12 protein-coding genes and 1 tRNA gene are annotated in these 15,169 nt (G+C 72.2%); 10 read left to right on the plus strand and 3 right to left on the minus strand.

Annotation, left to right across the window (positions count from 1 at the left end):
* Positions 1–138 precede the first annotated feature (138 nt).
* Positions 139–993, plus strand: coding sequence for a DUF8083 family protein (locus SXIN_RS16400; RefSeq protein ID WP_019707169.1), 855 nt, complete (start codon positions 139–141; stop codon positions 991–993).
* Positions 994–1,652: 659 nt separating this feature from the next.
* The gene (gene bldC, locus SXIN_RS16405; RefSeq protein ID WP_003949541.1) at positions 1,653–1,859 is read left to right on the plus strand and encodes a developmental transcriptional regulator BldC; all 207 of its coding nucleotides are present in this window, start codon (positions 1,653–1,655) and stop codon (positions 1,857–1,859) included.
* Positions 1,860–3,071: 1,212 nt separating this feature from the next.
* Here bldC and SXIN_RS16410 read toward each other — a convergent pair.
* Positions 3,072–3,146: transfer RNA gene (locus SXIN_RS16410), tRNA-Asp, on the minus strand.
* Between the two features lie 91 nt (positions 3,147–3,237).
* Positions 3,238–7,293, minus strand: coding sequence for an ATP-dependent RNA helicase HrpA (gene hrpA, locus SXIN_RS16415; RefSeq protein WP_039820213.1), 4,056 nt, complete (start codon positions 7,291–7,293; stop codon positions 3,238–3,240).
* 520 nt (positions 7,294–7,813) lie between these two features.
* Here hrpA and SXIN_RS16420 point away from each other — a divergent pair.
* The 7 genes from SXIN_RS16420 (at position 7,814) to SXIN_RS16450 (ending at position 13,480) form a co-directional block, all read left to right on the plus strand.
* Positions 7,814–8,329 carry a hypothetical protein gene (locus tag SXIN_RS16420; RefSeq protein WP_095757153.1) on the plus strand — a complete coding sequence of 172 codons (516 nt, stop codon included), beginning with the start codon at positions 7,814–7,816 and terminating at the stop codon, positions 8,327–8,329.
* Positions 8,330–8,485: 156 nt separating this feature from the next.
* A complete protein-coding gene (locus tag SXIN_RS16425) occupies positions 8,486–9,070 on the plus strand; it encodes a hypothetical protein (protein ID WP_238153776.1) in 585 nt (194 codons plus the stop codon).
* A 267-nt stretch (positions 9,071–9,337) separates the two neighbouring features.
* Positions 9,338–10,129, plus strand: a complete 792-nt coding sequence (locus tag SXIN_RS16430; protein WP_019707167.1) for a DsbA family protein — start codon at positions 9,338–9,340, stop codon at positions 10,127–10,129.
* Positions 10,126–11,022 carry a cytochrome c biogenesis CcdA family protein gene (locus tag SXIN_RS16435; RefSeq protein ID WP_095757155.1) on the plus strand — a complete coding sequence of 299 codons (897 nt, stop codon included), beginning with the start codon at positions 10,126–10,128 and terminating at the stop codon, positions 11,020–11,022. The genes SXIN_RS16430 and SXIN_RS16435 overlap by 4 nt, the downstream gene beginning before the upstream one ends.
* A 178-nt stretch (positions 11,023–11,200) precedes the next feature.
* The gene (locus SXIN_RS16440; RefSeq protein WP_019707165.1) at positions 11,201–11,806 is read left to right on the plus strand and encodes a DUF1349 domain-containing protein; all 606 of its coding nucleotides are present in this window, start codon (positions 11,201–11,203) and stop codon (positions 11,804–11,806) included.
* Positions 11,807–12,081: 275 nt separating this feature from the next.
* A complete protein-coding gene (locus SXIN_RS16445; RefSeq protein ID WP_095757156.1) occupies positions 12,082–12,393 on the plus strand; it encodes a DUF6234 family protein in 312 nt (103 codons plus the stop codon).
* A 361-nt stretch (positions 12,394–12,754) separates the two neighbouring features.
* Positions 12,755–13,480, plus strand: a complete 726-nt coding sequence (locus SXIN_RS16450; RefSeq protein ID WP_095758065.1) for a nucleotidyltransferase domain-containing protein — start codon at positions 12,755–12,757, stop codon at positions 13,478–13,480.
* 428 nt (positions 13,481–13,908) lie between these two features.
* Here SXIN_RS16450 and SXIN_RS16455 read toward each other — a convergent pair whose 3' ends face one another.
* A complete protein-coding gene (locus tag SXIN_RS16455; RefSeq protein WP_019707162.1) occupies positions 13,909–14,643 on the minus strand; it encodes a GntR family transcriptional regulator in 735 nt (244 codons plus the stop codon).
* Positions 14,644–14,881: 238 nt separating this feature from the next.
* Here SXIN_RS16455 and SXIN_RS31285 point away from each other — a divergent pair, with 238 nt between their 5' ends.
* The gene (locus SXIN_RS31285) at positions 14,882–15,157 is read left to right on the plus strand and encodes a hypothetical protein (RefSeq protein WP_238153777.1); all 276 of its coding nucleotides are present in this window, start codon (positions 14,882–14,884) and stop codon (positions 15,155–15,157) included.
* Positions 15,158–15,169 lie beyond the last annotated feature (12 nt).

The raw sequence follows: 15,169 nt of genomic DNA on the forward strand, positions 1-15,169 counted from the left end.
CGCCCCGGGTGGTGCGCCGGCGTTCCGGGGCACCGGGACGGCGGCGGCCCCCGGGTCCGTAGGCTCTGACGCGGAACGGACATGGACGCTCCGGACCCTCCCGCGGGCGGATCCGGGCTTGTGGACGGGAGTGAACGGGTGGGGCTGGCGTCATCGCTGTTCGTGCCGTACGCCGCGTATCTGCGGGTGTACGAGCCACTGGCGGCGTTTCCCGAGCCGGAGCGCTCGCACTGGTACCGCTACGCCGGGCGCGCCGACCCCCCGACCGCGCAGGACGAACTGCGCCGCTCGCTGGTGGACCTGCTGCCCACCCCGCCGGTCGCGGTGCCGGTGCACGAGAGCGGGGACGCCTTCGTGGCGGTCGTGGACGGCGTCACCTGCGTCTGCCCCTGGCGGACCCGGCTGCGCGGCTGGGAGGCGCTGGAGGCGCTCCCCGAGCTGCTGCCCGCCCCCGTCCTGGACGCGGCCCTGCCCCAGGTGGTGCGCCGGCAGGCGGCGGACGACCACGAGCGCTGGCGGGAGCGCAATCCGGACGCCCGGCCGTGGATCCGGACCGCGACCTGGCATGTGCCGGTGCGGTGGTTCGCGCTCTTCACGGCGGCGGAGCGGGAGTACGTCCAGCGGTCGGGGGAGGGGGACAAGGCCGAGGGGCCGGTGCTCCGCTACCGCACCCCGATGGTCGAGGCGAGACGGCGCGTGGCGCGTGGGCTTAGAGTTCTGCGTGAGGCGTTGAACGAGAGTCCGTTGATCGACGGCCTGGAGGATGTGGGTCGTTGGCTGGAGGAGTTTCACCCCCGCTCGCTGGTCGAGCTGGACTACGGGGGTCTGGTGCACGCCCTGACGGACGACTGGCTGGCCGGGGACCGCTCGGCCGCCGACGTCACCGAGGGGCTGGAGGCGCTGCGCGCGGGGGACGGCGTGCGGGCCGGGGAGGTGTACCAGCGGCTCGTGGAGCGCTGGCGCGAGGTCCGGGAACGGGAGTTCGCCAGCTGACATCCGGGCGCCGCCGGGGCGTTCCCGTTCCGCTCCGGCGGGCCGGTCCCGCGGCGGTCCGGGCCGGTGCCCGCGCTCCGTCGGCCCGCCGTCCGGCGTCTTCCGGGACGTTCGGGGACGAACGGCCCGAGCGGGCCGGGGGGGCGAGCCGGAGGGCTCGGGCGCTTTCCGGCCGTACGGCTGACCGAGACCTCACCGGCGCGGGCGAGGCATCCCGGGCGTAGTGCCCGATCCGGGCCATTGGTGCAAGCGTGACGGAGAGCACTAATCAGGGCCTTGCTCTTTTCTCCCACCTGCGTGCCAAAATGGGACAAGGAGTCCCGCAAGGGCTCCTTCCGTCCATGTATGGGCGGATGGCTCTGTTATGCGCTCCTTGGTGGGGCTGGTGGTCACTGATCACGGTGTGACTGATCGTCACGAGCGGGTAACTGTCCGTTCTGGGCCGGTCCATCGGGATCCGTCGAGCTTGGACACCTCGGAGGGCAATTCCATCGGTTTGGCCGACGCGGCTGGACAGATGGTGTAGTTGTAGTGCCGAGGACAAGCCGTTCGTCCTATAACCGACTCGGCCCGCGTCTGCCATTTCGGGCAACGCGGGTCAAGGTGCAGAATTTAGAGGAAAGAACCGTGATGGTTCGGTTCTCCCGAGGAGGCCGCTCATGACCGCTCGCACCCCTGATGCCGAGCCGCTGCTGACCCCGGCTGAGGTCGCCACGATGTTCCGCGTGGACCCGAAGACGGTCACGCGCTGGGCCAAGGCCGGCAAGCTCACGTCCATCCGCACGCTCGGAGGGCATCGGCGCTACCGCGAAGCGGAGGTCCGCGCACTGCTGGCGGGCATCCCGCAGCAGCGCAGCGAGGCCTGAAACACCTGCATAACCGGGCATTTCCGGGTCCCCCACGGTCCGGTTCGAGCCCACACCCCACCCCACGACAGGAGCCTGCCCCTTCAGGCTCCGGTCCCTTGTTCCTGAGGGCGCGTCGTCGATCGCGCTGGACTCCGCCGGGTCCAGCGCGATCTTTCGTTTGTGCGGGCCGGGGGTCCGGATCCGCGGTCGTGGCGGGGGTGGATCCGGGTTCGGGGGGGCTTTGTCCGGGGGCTCTCGCGGGGGTGGCCGGCGATCGGTTCTGCGCGTCCGTGTTGGGCTCCGGATGCCCCTTCGGGCGGCTCCCGGGAAGCCTTCGCGCAGTCCCGTGAGGGGAGTGCAATTGCACATATTAAATCGACGGCCGCCGAGCGGTGTCCGAGTTCCCCTGGTGGAAAAACTCATTCAGTGACACCCGTCACAGCCCGGCCTCCTTGCCCCTCCCAACTGGCTTGCGGTAGTGGGAATTGAGTCTTCCCGCCGCTGCTCAGCGGCGGGCCGGCGTAGGGCGGCACGGACCGGCGCGGGGTGGACGGACCGGTTGAGCCCCGGGTGCCGCGCCGTACCGGTCGGCGGTGGGCCGGCGGGCGGCGCCCGCGCCTCCGGCGGAGCCTCGCGGACGCGCCTCGGCGGCGACTCGCCACGGGCCCTCCGTGGTCCCGTCCCTCCACGGGCCGCCCCATCTCCCCCCGTCTGGGTATCCCCCGGCGCCCGGCACCGTCAAGACGGCGCGGCCCGCGTGCCGGCCGGGCAGGCGCATGTCGGCCAACCTCTGGCCGGTCCGGGCGAGTTGACCGCGTCGCGCCCGGGACCGGCCCACGCGCGACGTACGGCGCGGAGAGCGGCCCGTACGGAGACGGCCGGGCCCCGGAGTGGTCGGAGGGGCGGGAGGGGCGTGTGAGGCCGCTGAAGGCCCGCGTGAAGCCGGGTGTGCGGTCCTGAGGGGATTTGCTGAGTTACCGGCGGCTACACCGCCCGGGCGGTGAGCGGTGGACGGCGGGCGTTCACCGCGGGCGCGGACTGCGGGGGAGGGGGCGGCGGCTCGGGGTACGGGCCCGCCTCGCGGTGCCGGCTCGTCCGGCGCGTGGGGTCCTGACGGGATGTGCTGCGCCTGTCTGCGGCTGCGCCGCGGCCGCGGCCTCCGCCGTGGGGTGGCTCGGGAAGGAATGCGGAAGGGCCCGCCCCCTGGGGGACAGGCCCTTCCAATCCGTGCGGTCCTGACGGGATTTGAACCCGCGGCCTCCACCTTGACAGGGTGGCGAGCACTCCAAACTGCTCCACAGGACCTTGTTGCCGCGCTGTCTTCCGCTGCGCTGCGAAGCCAGACTCTACAGCAGGTCAGGCACGCAGTCGAACTGGAGCCTGGCCGCCCCGGAGGTCAGCGCGCGGTGGAGGGCGCGGCCGCGTCGACGGCCTTCACGATGCGCTTGTCGGAGACCGGATACGCCGTGCCCAGCGCGTGGGCGAAGTAGCTGACCCGCAGTTCCTCGATCATCCAGCGGATCTTCCGCGCCTCCGGCGGCACCGGGCGGCCCGGCGGGAACTGCTCCAGCAGCCAGGCGTACTCGTCCTGCATCTCGTGGACCTTCGCCATCCGGGTCCGGTCCCGCTCGGCGTGGGCGGGCATCTGCTGGAGGCGGCGGTCGGCCGCCACCAGGTAGCGCATCAGGTCCGGCAGCCGTCCGGCCCCGTGTTCCGTGACGAAGCCCGGCTTGATCAGTCCGGCCAGTTGCTGCTTGACGTCCGCCACCGAGGTGAGGAGCGCCGGGGACGTGGTGGACCGCAGCCGCTGCTCGCAGGCGTGCCAGGCGGCCAGCACCTCGCGGACCTTGCGGACGGCGTCCATCGTGGCGTCCACGAGGTCGGCCCGTACGGCGTCGTAGAGCTTGCGGAAACTCTCCTCGTCCCAGGCGGGACCCCCGCGGGCGGCGATGAGGCGGTCGGCGGCGGCTGTCACGCAGTCGTCGAAGAGGGCCTGCACGCTGCCGTGCGGATTGCGGGAGAGCGCCAGCTTCTGCTGGTTGGACAGCTGGTTCTGGGCGAACTTCGCGGGGTTGACCGGGATGCCGAGCAGGATCAGCCGGCGGGTGCCCCGCCACATCGCCTCCGTCTGCTCCCACTCGGTGTCGAAGAGCCGTACGGCCACCGAGCCGCCCTCGTCCACCAGCGCGGGGTACGCCTTGACGGGCTGTCCGGCCCGCCGGGTCTCGAAGGTGCGCGGCAGGGTGCCCAGCGTCCAGGAGGTGAGCCCGGTGCGCTGGACCGGGCCGGCCGGTGCCCCCTCGGGGCGTTCACCGGACGCGGGAGCCTCGAAGGACTGGTCGAAGGCCTTGGTGATCGCCGCCTGGGTCCTCGGCTTGAGGCGCAGCTTGAGCGCCTCGATGTCCTTGTCCTCGGCGACCTTGCGGCGGCGCTCGTCCACCACCCGGAAGGTGATCTCGAGGTGGTCCGGCACCTTGGCGGGGTCCCAGTCCTCCGGGTCGATCCGGACGCCCACCATCCGCTGGAGTTCCCGGCCGAGGGCGGCCGTCAGCGGCTCCTGCCCCGGGACGGCGGCGGACAGGAAGCGCCGGGCGTAGTTGGGCGCCGGTACGTAGTTGCGGCGTACGGGCTTGGGGAGGGAGCGGATCAGCTCGGTGACCAGTTCCTCGCGCAGCCCCGGGATCTGCCAGTCGAAGCCCTCGGGGGTGACCTGGTTGAGCACCTGGAGCGGGACGTGGACGGTGACGCCGTCCGCGTCGGCGCCCGGCTCGAACTGGTACGTCACGCGGAACTTGAGCTTGCCCTGCCGCCAGGTGTCCGGGTAGTCGTCCTTGGAGATGCCCTCGGCGCGCTCGTTGATGAGCATCGACTTCTCGAAGTCGAGCAGTTCCGGTTCCTCGCGGCGCTTCTTCTTCCACCAGGAGTCGAAGTGCGCACCGGAGACGACATCGTCGGGCAGCCGCTGGTCGTAGAAGTCGAAGAGCGTCTCGTCGTCCACGAGGATGTCGCGGCGGCGGGCGCGGTGCTCCAGCTCCTCGACCTCGCTCAGCAGCTTCCGGTTGTCGTGGAAGAACTGGTGGTGCGTCCGCCAGTCGCCCTCGACCAGGGCGTGACGGATGAACAGCTCCCGCGAGGTCTCCGGGTCGATGCGCCCGTAGTTGACCTTCCGCTGGGCGACGATCGGGACCCCGTAGAGGGTCACCCGCTCGTACGCCATCACCGCCGCCTGCTTCTGCTCCCAGTGCGGTTCGCTGTGGTTGCGCTTCACCAGATGCTGCGCGAGCGGCTCGACCCACTCCGGCTCGATCCTCGCGTTGACCCGCGCCCACAGCCGGGACGTCTCCACCAGCTCGGCCGACATGATCCAGCGCGGCGGCTTCTTGAAGAGCGCGGAGCCGGGGAAGACCGCGAACTTGGCGCTCCGCGCGCCCAGATACTCGTTCTTCGCCTCGGTGTCCTTGAGCCCGATGTGCGAGAGGAGACCGGCGAGCAGCGAGGTGTGCACGCGGTCGGCGGGCGCGGCGGGCTCGTCCGCGGCGCCGGTGTGGATGCCCATGCTCCGGGCCACCTGCCGGAGCTGGGTGTAGATGTCCTGCCACTCCCGTATCCGCAGATAGTTCAGGAACTCGTTGCGGCACATCCGGCGGAACGCGGAGGAGGACAGCTCCTTCTGCCGCTCGCGCACATAACGCCAGAGGTTCAGGAAGGCGAGGAAGTCGGAGGTCTCGTCGCGGAAGCGGGCGTGCTGCTGGTCCGCCTGCTGCTGCTTCTCCGCCGGGCGCTCGCGCGGGTCCTGGATGGAGAGGGCCGCCGCGATCACCATGACCTCGCGGACGCAGCCGTTCCGGTCGGCTTCGAGGACCATCCGGGCCAGCCGCGGGTCCACCGGCAGCTGGGAGAGCTTGCGGCCGGTCTGCGTGAGCCGCTTCCCCGCGTCCCGCGCCGAGCCGGCGGCGCCCTTCTGCCCGGCGGAGAAGGCGCCCAGCTCCTCCAGGAGTTGCACGCCGTCCTTGATGTTGCGGCGGTCCGGCGGGTCGATGAACGGGAAACGCTCGATGTCGCCGAGCCCGGCCGCGGTCATCTGGAGGATGACGGAGGCGAGGTTGGTGCGGAGGATCTCGGCGTCCGTGAACTCCGGGCGGGAGAGGAAGTCGTCCTCCGAGTAGAGCCGGATGCAGATGCCGTCGGCCGTCCGGCCGCAGCGGCCCTTGCGCTGGTTGGCGCTGGCCTGCGAGATCCGTTCGATCGGCAGCCGCTGCACCTTGGTGCGGTGGCTGTAGCGGGAGATACGGGCCGTGCCCGGGTCGATGACGTAGCGGATGCCGGGGACGGTCAGCGAGGTCTCGGCGACGTTCGTGGCCAGGACCACGCGGCGGCCGGCGTGCCGCTGGAAGACCCGGTGCTGCTCGGCGTGCGAGAGGCGGGCGTAGAGCGGCAGGATCTCGGTGGAGCGGAGGTTCCGCTTGCCCAGGGCGTCCGCCGTGTCGCGGATCTCGCGCTCGCCGGAGAGGAAGACGAGGATGTCGCCGGGGCCCTCGGCCTGCAGTTCGTCGACGGCCTCGCAGATGGCGGTGACCTGGTCGCGGTCGCTCTCCTCGGACCCCTCCTCCAGGAGCGGGCGGTACCGCACCTCGACGGGGTAGGTACGGCCGGACACCTCCACGATGGGGGCGGCGCCCCGGTCGTCACCGTCGCCGTCGCCTTCCGCGCCGCCGGGGACGGGGGTGCGGAAGTGGCGGGCGAAGCGCTCCGGGTCGATCGTCGCGGAGGTGATGACGACCTTGAGATCGGGACGCTTCGGCAGCAGCTGGGCGAGATAGCCCAGGATGAAGTCGATGTTGAGGCTGCGTTCGTGGGCCTCGTCGATGATGATCGTGTCGTACTGGCGCAGCTCCCGGTCCGTCTGGATCTCGGCGAGCAGGATGCCGTCCGTCATCAGCTTGACGTGCGTGGCGGGGCTCACCTGGTCCGTGAACCGGACCTTCCAGCCGACCGCCTCGCCCAGCGGTGTGTTCAGCTCCTCGGCCACCCGCTCGGCCACCGTGCGGGCCGCGATACGGCGCGGCTGCGTGTGCCCGATCAGGCCGCGGACCCCGCGGCCCAGCTCCAGGCAGATCTTGGGGATCTGGGTGGTCTTGCCGGAGCCGGTCTCGCCCGCGACGATCACCACCTGGTGATCGCGGATCGCCGCCAGGATCTCGTCCTTCTTCTGGCTGACCGGCAGCGCTTCCGGATACGTCACGGCCGGCACGCCCGCGCGCCGCCGCGCCACGCGCGCCTCGGCCTGCTCCATCTCGGCGGCGATCTCGTCCAGCACCGCCTGCCGGGCCTCGGGCTTGCGGATGCGGCGGGCACCGTCGAGGCGCCGCCCCAGCCGGTGCTCGTCACGCAGCATCAGCTCGGGCAGCCGGGCCTGGAGGGCGGCGAAAGCGGGGGGAGAGGAAGTAGACATACCGAACCCAGGATCTCACCTCGCGGAAGCGACTGGCGAACGAGTTACGCGGTGCTGCCGGGAAGTCCCGCGGGCGGTGGGGGCCGACGGCGGCCGACGGCGGAGAGCCGGGGTGGAGGCCGGGGCGGAGAGCCAGGGGTGCCGGCTCGGTGAAGCGGGCGTCGCGCGGGGTGCCGGTCCCGCCGGGGTGACGCGGGCAGGGCCGGGGTGACGCGGGCAGGGCGGGGTGACGCGCGGGGCGGGCGCCGCGCCCGAACCCGGCCCGGTGGGTTGCCCGTGGACCGGCTCATGCTGTCCCCGTTCTCGTTTCCGTCCGTTTTGCCGTGCCCGTGTCCGTGCCCGTGTCCGTGCCCGTCGTACCCGCGCCCGGGCAGGCCCCCGGCGGGCGCGAGCGGTGCTCGTGCCGGGTCCGGGACGGCGATGCCGGTCGCCGGGTCCGGATCGGGCGGGCCCGGCCCGTCCCGGCGTGCCGAGCCGGCGGTTACGATGCGTGGAGTCCACCCTTCCGGAAGGCCCCGCAATGATCAGCAGCACCGCCGCGCACCGCCGCCGCCTCGCGGCCGGCGCGGTCGCCGGTGCGCTGCTGGCCGTTCTGGTGGCGCTGCTGTGCCTGCCGGGCCGGGCGGCACCCGCCGCCGCGCCCGGCGGTGGCGGAACCGCGGCGGTGGCCCAGGGCTTTGCGGTGGCGGACCGGAGTCCCGTACCGGCCGGTGAACCGGCGGACGCCGCGCCCGAGGCCGGACAGCCGTCCGGGCGAGCCCTCGCCGATCCCGGGATCACCGGCCGGGCCGAGGCGCCGCCGGCGTGGTCGGCGGACGACGACGGCTCGAACTGCAAACGTCCGCAGGACAGGGGAACCGGCGCCGCCGTGCCGGCGACCGCCGCCTCCGCCCACGACCAGTGCCCCGCCCTCGGTGCCCGGCTCGCGTATGCCGAGGGCGGCGCGTCCGGGGCGGTCCGCGGGCTGCCCGCCGTACGCGGTCCGACGGGCGGTCCCGCCACTCCTGTGACGCTCTCCGTCCTGCTGCGCGTGTAGATGCCGCGGACCGGTGCCGGCCCGTAGCGCCACCGCGCAGGGCCTGCCGCCGTTCTCGCGGTGCGCGGACAGGGCGTCGTCCGCCGCGCGTCGCGCGCACGGCTTCCGCACCGGTCTCCGCGCCCCGGCATCCGCCGTCCCCGGACAGGAGCAGACGTGAAGAATCCTCTAACCACCGTGCGGCTGGCGCTGCGCGCCCCCGCCCTCTGGCCACCCGCCCGCTGGGGCGCCGCCCTGGCCGCGGCGGTGCTGACCGCACTGGCGGCCGGCCTGCCCACGGCCGTCATCCCGAACCCGGTCTTCGGCCGGACCGTGCCCACAACCTGGTGGGCCTACCCGGTGCTCGCCGCCACCGCCGTCCTCGGCGGGCTGCTGCTCGCGACCTACGTACGGATCGGCGCCGAACGCCGGACCGAACCGCCGGAACCGGACCGGCCGGAGCGCAGGCGCCGCCGGCTGGGCACGGCGGGCGGACTGCTGTCGTTCCTGGCCGTCGGCTGCCCGGTGTGCAACAAGGTCGTCCTGCTGCTGCTCGGAACCTCCGGCGCGATGACGGTCTGGGCGCCGGTCCAGCCGGTGCTGGCGGCCGCCTCGGTGGTGCTGCTGGCCGTGGCGACCGCGCAGCGGCTGGCGGGCGAGGTCGCCTGCGGGGCGCTGCCGGGAGCCGCCCCGGCGGCGGCCGTGTCCGTCGCCCCGGGCCCGTCGGCCGCACCGGACGCGCACGACACACGCCGCGGCTGACCGGCACGCAGGGCTTACCGGGCTCCATGGTGCCCGTGCGCACGGCGCACGGCGCGGCAGAGGCGCGTGCTGTGCGCGGCCCGAGCCGTCCCGCCGGCCCGGCGCCGGGTCAGTGCCCGGTCGGCGCCCGGGGCGTGCCCCGTCCGGCCGCAAGGGGCCGGCCTCCGCCGCCCACCTCGGCTCCCCATCCGTCCACCCGTCTTCACGTACACGCGCGGACCGCACCGACCTGTGCCGGCCCCGCGCCGCTCCCCAGGAGAGACCTCCATGCCCACGAACGGTGACAACCCCACCTCCACCCCCTCCCCGGCCGGCCGCAGGAACCGCGGCATCGCGATCGGCGCCCTGGTGCTGGTCGCCGCCCTGGTGCTCGGCTTCCTCTCGGCCTTCGCGACGGGCGGCGGCTCGTCCGGCGACTCCCCGGCCGTGACGGTCGAGACGCCCGGGGAGGGCTCGGCCGACCCCAACGCCGACACCTACGCCCAACTCGCGGAGCTCGCCCGCCGCGACAAGGACGACAAGCTGGCGATGGGCCGCGCCGACGCCCCCGTCGTCCTGATCGAGTACGCCGACTTCAAGTGCCCCTTCTGCGGCAAGTTCGCCCGCGACACCGAGCCCGAACTGGTGAAGGAGTACGTCGACAAGGGCGTGCTGCGCATCGAGTGGCGCAACCTCGTGGTCTTCGGCGAGGACTCCGCACAGGCCGCCTACGCGAGCTGGGCGGCCGGGCAGCAGGACCGCTTCTGGGAATTCCACGAGGTGGCGTTCTCGGAGGAGGACAACATGAAGAAGGGGTACTCGAAGGAGCGCCTCGACGCGATCGCCGAGAAGGCCGGCGTCAAGGACATGGACCGCTTCCACACCGACATGGAGAGCTACGCGGCGAAGCAGGCGGTGGAGAAGGACCAGGAGGAGGCCTACGGCATCGGCGCCACCAGCACGCCGTCCTTCCTGGTCAACGGCAAGCCGATCGCCGGAGCCCAGCCGACGGAGGTCTTCGCCGAGGCCATCGAGGCGGCGGCGCGGCAGGCGGAGGCGGCCGAGGGCTCGGACAAGTGACCGACATCGGCTATCTCGCGGCCTTCCTGGGCGGACTGCTGGCCCTGCTCAGCCCGTGCAGCGCGCTGCTGCTGCCCGCCTTCTTCGCCTACTCGATCGACAGCACCTCGCGCCTCGTCGCCCGCACCGGCATCTTCTACCTGGGCCTGGCGACGACCCTGGTGCCGCTCGGCGTCGGCGGCTCGTACGCGGGGCGGCTGTTCTACGGCCACCGAGATCTGCTCGTCGCCCTCAGTGGCTGGCTGATCATCGCACTGGGCGTGGCGCAGATCCTCGGGCTGGGCTTCGCCTCGCGCCGCCTCCAGGAGGCGTCCGGCCGCATCCGCCCGACGAGCGCCGCGAAGGTCTACGCCCTCGGCACGGTCTACGGCCTCGCGGGCTTCTGCGCCGGCCCGATCCTCGGCAGTGTGCTGACGGTCGCCGCGGTGAGCGGCAGCCCGGTCTATGGGGGTGTGCTGCTGGCGGCGTACGCGCTGGGCATGGCCGTACCGCTGTTCGTCCTGGCCCTGCTCTGGGAGCGCTTCGACCTCGGACGGAAGGGCTGGCTGCGCGGGCGCACCGTCCGCGTCGGCCGGCTGGAGCTGCACACCACGTCCCTTCTCTCCGGGCTGTTCTTCATCGCCCTCGGCACGATGTTCCTGGTCTTCGACGGGACGACGGCCCTGCCCGGACTGCTCGGCGTGGACGGCTCGTTCGAGGCGGAGCGGTGGGCCCAGCGGGCGGGCGCGGCCGTACCGGACCGGGTCCTGCTCGCCCTGCTGGGCGCGGCGGGCGCGGGCATCGCGCTGCTCGCCGTACGGCGGGGGCGCCGGGCCGGGAAGGACGACCCGGCCGGAGGGGCGGAAGCGCCCTCCGCCCGTTCCGGAAAGGAGCCCGCCGACGACCCGCGCTGACGGACCGCCGACACGCCGGCGGACACCGCTGCGCGGCCGGGCCCGCGGAGGGAACTCCTCCGCGGGCCCGGCCACGAGACTCCCGGCCGTACCGCCCGTCCGGGTCCCTGGCCGTGACCCGGCGCGTCCGACAGGATGACGCACGGCGGGGCAGCCGGCAGACACAAGGAGAGAGACGGTGGCGGACACACAGCACCGAACCGTGGCATGGGACGAAGCGCGGTGGCTGAACCACCCGCCGCAGGCGGCCCCGGACGGCACGGGCGCGCTCGTGGTGACCACGGGGGCCCGCAGCGACTTCTGGCGCCGCACGAGCTACGGCTATGTGCGCGACGACGGACACGCCCTGCTGACCGCCTTCCCGCAGGGCGGCGCGGTCGAAGTGACCTTCGAAGCCGACTTCACCCACCTGTACGACCAGGCGGGGCTGATGATCCGCGTCGACGAGGCGAACTGGGTCAAGGCGGGAATCGAGTACACGGACGGCGCCCCGCATCTGGGCGCCGTCGTGACGCGCGAGTTCTCGGACTGGTCGCAGTCGCCGGTGCCGGAGTGGGCGGGCAGGCCGGTCACCGTCCGTGCCAGCCGCGCGGGCGACGCCCTGACGCTGCGGGCCCGGTGCGCCGACGGCCCGTGGCGGATGTTCCGGCTGGTGCCCCTGCCCCCGGAGGCGGCGGCGACGGCGGGCCCGTTCTGCTGCTCACCGGAGCGCGAGGGGCTGACAGTCCGGTTCACCGGTTACACCACGAGCCCGGCGGACCCGGACCTGCACGGGGCGGAGTAGGCCCGGGTCGTCCCCTGCCCCGTCCCGGCACCGTCGGCGAGGGCGAGGGCGCAGTGGTCACCGCACAGGGCCCCGCCGGATGACCAGGCATCCGCCGGGGCCCTGCTGACGTCGCCGCCGCCTGCCGTGTCCTTGCCGTCGGCCTCGCCACTGGGCAGCCGCGTGTCTGAGCAGTCGCGTGTCTGAGTAGCCGTACTCATGTGCGGTGCCCGCCACGCCGGCATGCTGGACGGCATACGAGCGAAGGCCGTCACTCGCGGACGAAGGCGGTGGGGATGGGGAGCGGGAGTGAGCCGTCAACCGGCCGGCAGGCCGGGGTGAGCATGGCGCTGCTCGTCATCGACCTGATGGTCATCGCCTGGCTGCTGTTCCGCTACGGCATGGCGGGATGGGCCGATGGCTACGACCCCGGCAACCCGCCCGGCGCGCCCGGGGAAGCGTCGCGGGGGGCGTGGATCCTGGCCGGCGGCGCGGTCGTCACGGGCGGAGGTCTCCTGTACCTGCGGTGGCGCATTCCCGGCATCGTGCAACTGGTGGTCCTGGGAGCCGGAGCGGGGCTGCTGGCCCTCCTCCCTGCCGCTGAGTAGGGGCTGCCGGGCCGGGAGCCCCCTCGCGCACGCCCCGTTGCCGAAACGGCACGAAGAAGCCCCCGCCGAATGATCTCGGCGGGGGCTTTGCCCTGCTGGGCGGTTGTGGCTGGGGCCGGGGTCGAACCGGCGACCTTCCGCTTTTCAGGCGAGTTGATCGTGCGGAGTGGATCTCGTCTCGGCTCGACAACGACCAAGGTTGACAACCCATGACGTACCGCTGTGTACCGCAGCGTTCGCTGCCGTTGCCGTCAGACTGCCGTCAGCCGTGGCGGCCCTGGGATGGGGGTGCGGGCCTTCGGGTGCCTTGGGCTGATCGTGTCCTCGGGAGGGGTACCCGAAGCCTGACACGATGACCGCCATGAATGATCAAGATGCGTGCGTAGCTCAGGCAACGGATCTGGTTGCCACTCATTTTCCGCACGCCTTGGGCGCTGTACTTGGCGGATCTGCCGCACAAGGCCGCGCCACGCCGTCCAGTGATCTGGACGTAGCCGTCCTCCTCCCTGACTCGGATACCAGCCGTCGGGAGGTGATACGCCACAACGGTCGTCTCGCCGAGCTGTTCCTGAACACCCTCGCGGACGTGCCCGAGTTCTTCGAGTGGGACAGAGCCCGTCGCCGAGGCACGGTCCTCTTCATATATGACCAGGGCCTGACGCTCACCGATCCTCACGGCCATGTGTCCCGCACGCGCGAACAGGCGCGGGCGCTGATCGCGGCCGGCCCTCCCATGCTCACCCATACGGAGCGGGAGCAAAGTCGCTACAGCCTCACCTGCTACATGGACGATCTGCGTGATACCCCGTCCACCAACCGGCACGAACAGCTCGTCCTCGCCGACTTCACCCTGCGCGAGGCAGCACACCTGCTCACAGCTCACCAGGGTGCTTGGACCGGCATCGGCAAGTGGCTCCCCCGCAGGCTGCTAAGCGCAGACCCGGCCCTGGGGAAGGCTCTGCTGCAAGGCCATCGGGCCGTCGCCGAACACGCCGACCCCATGCCGCTGGTCACTATGGCCGAGCAGGTGCTTGATCTCGTCGGCGGACCACAACGGGAGGGATACGCTCACTTCTGGCGTAAGTGATCTTTGGTGAGCTTTGTCCCCTTGGTCATACGGCAGAGCGATAAGAGCCGCACCTAGTACGAACGTAGGCCGACGGAGCAGCTTTGGCCGGTGGCCTGCCCGGTCTGGGGTCGGGCATGATCAGGGGGCCGTACGCTGGTTGGCAACTCGGGCAGGCTTGTCCCCTGCCCGCAATGTGTCCGAGTGGCCCCCTGGTCTTGCCCGACGCGGGACCCGGACCGGGGAGGTGGGTAAAGCTGCGGAGTCGGCCGACCCGCGACGGCGACTTTCCTCCTGTGAACCCGGGCCTGCACGTGGGCGCGCGGCCTGCGGGCGGCGGCGCTGAGCGGGACGGAGGCAGGAGCGGGCGCGGCCGTCCGCCGGCCGCGCGCCCGGCGGAGCGGTAGCGGAGCCGGGTGCCTTGATGAGGTAGAGATTCCTGTAACAGCTCAGCTGTTGAGCCGGTATTCGAGCACGTACGAACCGGCGTCCAGCAGCATCTGGTTGACCTCGACGGGCCGGTCGTCCTCGGTGAAGGCGGTACGGCAGATCTCTACAACGGGCGTGCCCGCGGTGAGGTTGAGGGCGGAGCGCTCTTCCTCGCTCGGCATCCGGGCGCGCAGCTCCTCGGTGAACCTGACGGGTTCCGCTCCCAGCTCGGCGAGACGGGCGTAGCTGCCTCCCGGGCCGGTGTCCGGCTGGGCGATCGCGGTTCCCCGCACCAACTCGGCCGGGAGGTACGAAGTCGCCATCTGCACCGGGCGGTCCTCGACCACGAACTTCCGGCTGCGCACGATGACCGGAGCGCCGGGGTCGAGGTTCAGCAGGCGTCCCACCTGGTGCGGGGCCTCGGTCTCGTAGACCTGGACGTCGGTCACCAAGGGGCGCTGGGCCACGTCGGCAGACCAGATGGAACGGCCCGATGACCAGCGGGACTTGGACAATCGGTCGTTGGCCACCCGCCGAATCGGCCTGAACTCCCTGACGTAGGTGCCGGACCCGGGCCGGGCAACCGCGAGCCCTTCGCTCACGAGGATCTTCAGCGCCTGGTTCGCGGTCATCTTGGCGACGCCGTACGTCCGCACCAACGAGGGTTCACCGGGCAACCGATCACCCGGCTGCAGTTCGCCGGACTCGATCCGCGCCCTGAGATCGTCGGCGATCTGCCGCGCAGTCTCGGGCATGGCCTCTCCACTCCTCGATGCTCCCTAGGGTGGTCAAGCCTACCTGCCACCCCGGACCGGACGCACGGACGCGTACCCGCACAGTCCGCCCTCCACGCTGGACCACCGTCGTCGTTGACATCCCTAGGGAGGTTTGGTTTCAATCTCCCTAGGGAGGTAAATCCTCCCTGAAGAAGGGCGGCGCCCCTACCGCCAAGCAGATGCGCCGCCCCACCCCTCTTCCAAGGGAGCTTCCATCATGCCCGTCTCACTGATCCACCCGGGCCGGCCAACCGGGGTTCCGTCTCCGAAGATCGTCCGGCGTTCGCTCCGCTGCTGCCCTGTGTGCGGGAAAGCACCCTGCAGGAACCCGCGCGCCTGCCGAGTGGCCTTCGGCGCCATCGAATGGCTGGAGTGCCCGGCCTGCGCGGGCAGCGGCTACGACACCACTGGCTTTCAGCTCTACTGCCCGGACTGCTGCGGCGCGAAGGTCCTGGAGGTCGAGATCGTCGACGCCTCGCGGGGGCGCGAGTGACGGTCTTTCCCG

Source organism: Streptomyces xinghaiensis S187 (assembly GCF_000220705.2).
GTDB lineage: Bacteria > Actinomycetota > Actinomycetes > Streptomycetales > Streptomycetaceae > Streptomyces > Streptomyces xinghaiensis.

What these genes read in the sequence shown, in the direction of transcription:
- SXIN_RS16450 (WP_095758065.1), top strand. Translation starts at nt 12,755, where the DNA reads ATGAATGATCAAGATGCGTGCGTAGCTCAGGCAACGGATCTGGTTGCC.
- bldC (WP_003949541.1), top strand. Translation starts at nt 1,653, where the DNA reads ATGACCGCTCGCACCCCTGATGCCGAGCCGCTGCTGACCCCGGCTGAG.
- hrpA (WP_039820213.1), bottom strand. Translation starts at nt 7,293, where the DNA reads ATGTCTACTTCCTCTCCCCCCGCTTTCGCCGCCCTCCAGGCCCGGCTG.
- SXIN_RS16420 (WP_095757153.1), top strand. Translation starts at nt 7,814, where the DNA reads ATGATCAGCAGCACCGCCGCGCACCGCCGCCGCCTCGCGGCCGGCGCG.
- SXIN_RS16445 (WP_095757156.1), top strand. Translation starts at nt 12,082, where the DNA reads ATGGGGAGCGGGAGTGAGCCGTCAACCGGCCGGCAGGCCGGGGTGAGC.
- SXIN_RS31285 (WP_238153777.1), top strand. Translation starts at nt 14,882, where the DNA reads ATGCCCGTCTCACTGATCCACCCGGGCCGGCCAACCGGGGTTCCGTCT.
- SXIN_RS16430 (WP_019707167.1), top strand. Translation starts at nt 9,338, where the DNA reads ATGCCCACGAACGGTGACAACCCCACCTCCACCCCCTCCCCGGCCGGC.
- SXIN_RS16455 (WP_019707162.1), bottom strand. Translation starts at nt 14,643, where the DNA reads ATGCCCGAGACTGCGCGGCAGATCGCCGACGATCTCAGGGCGCGGATC.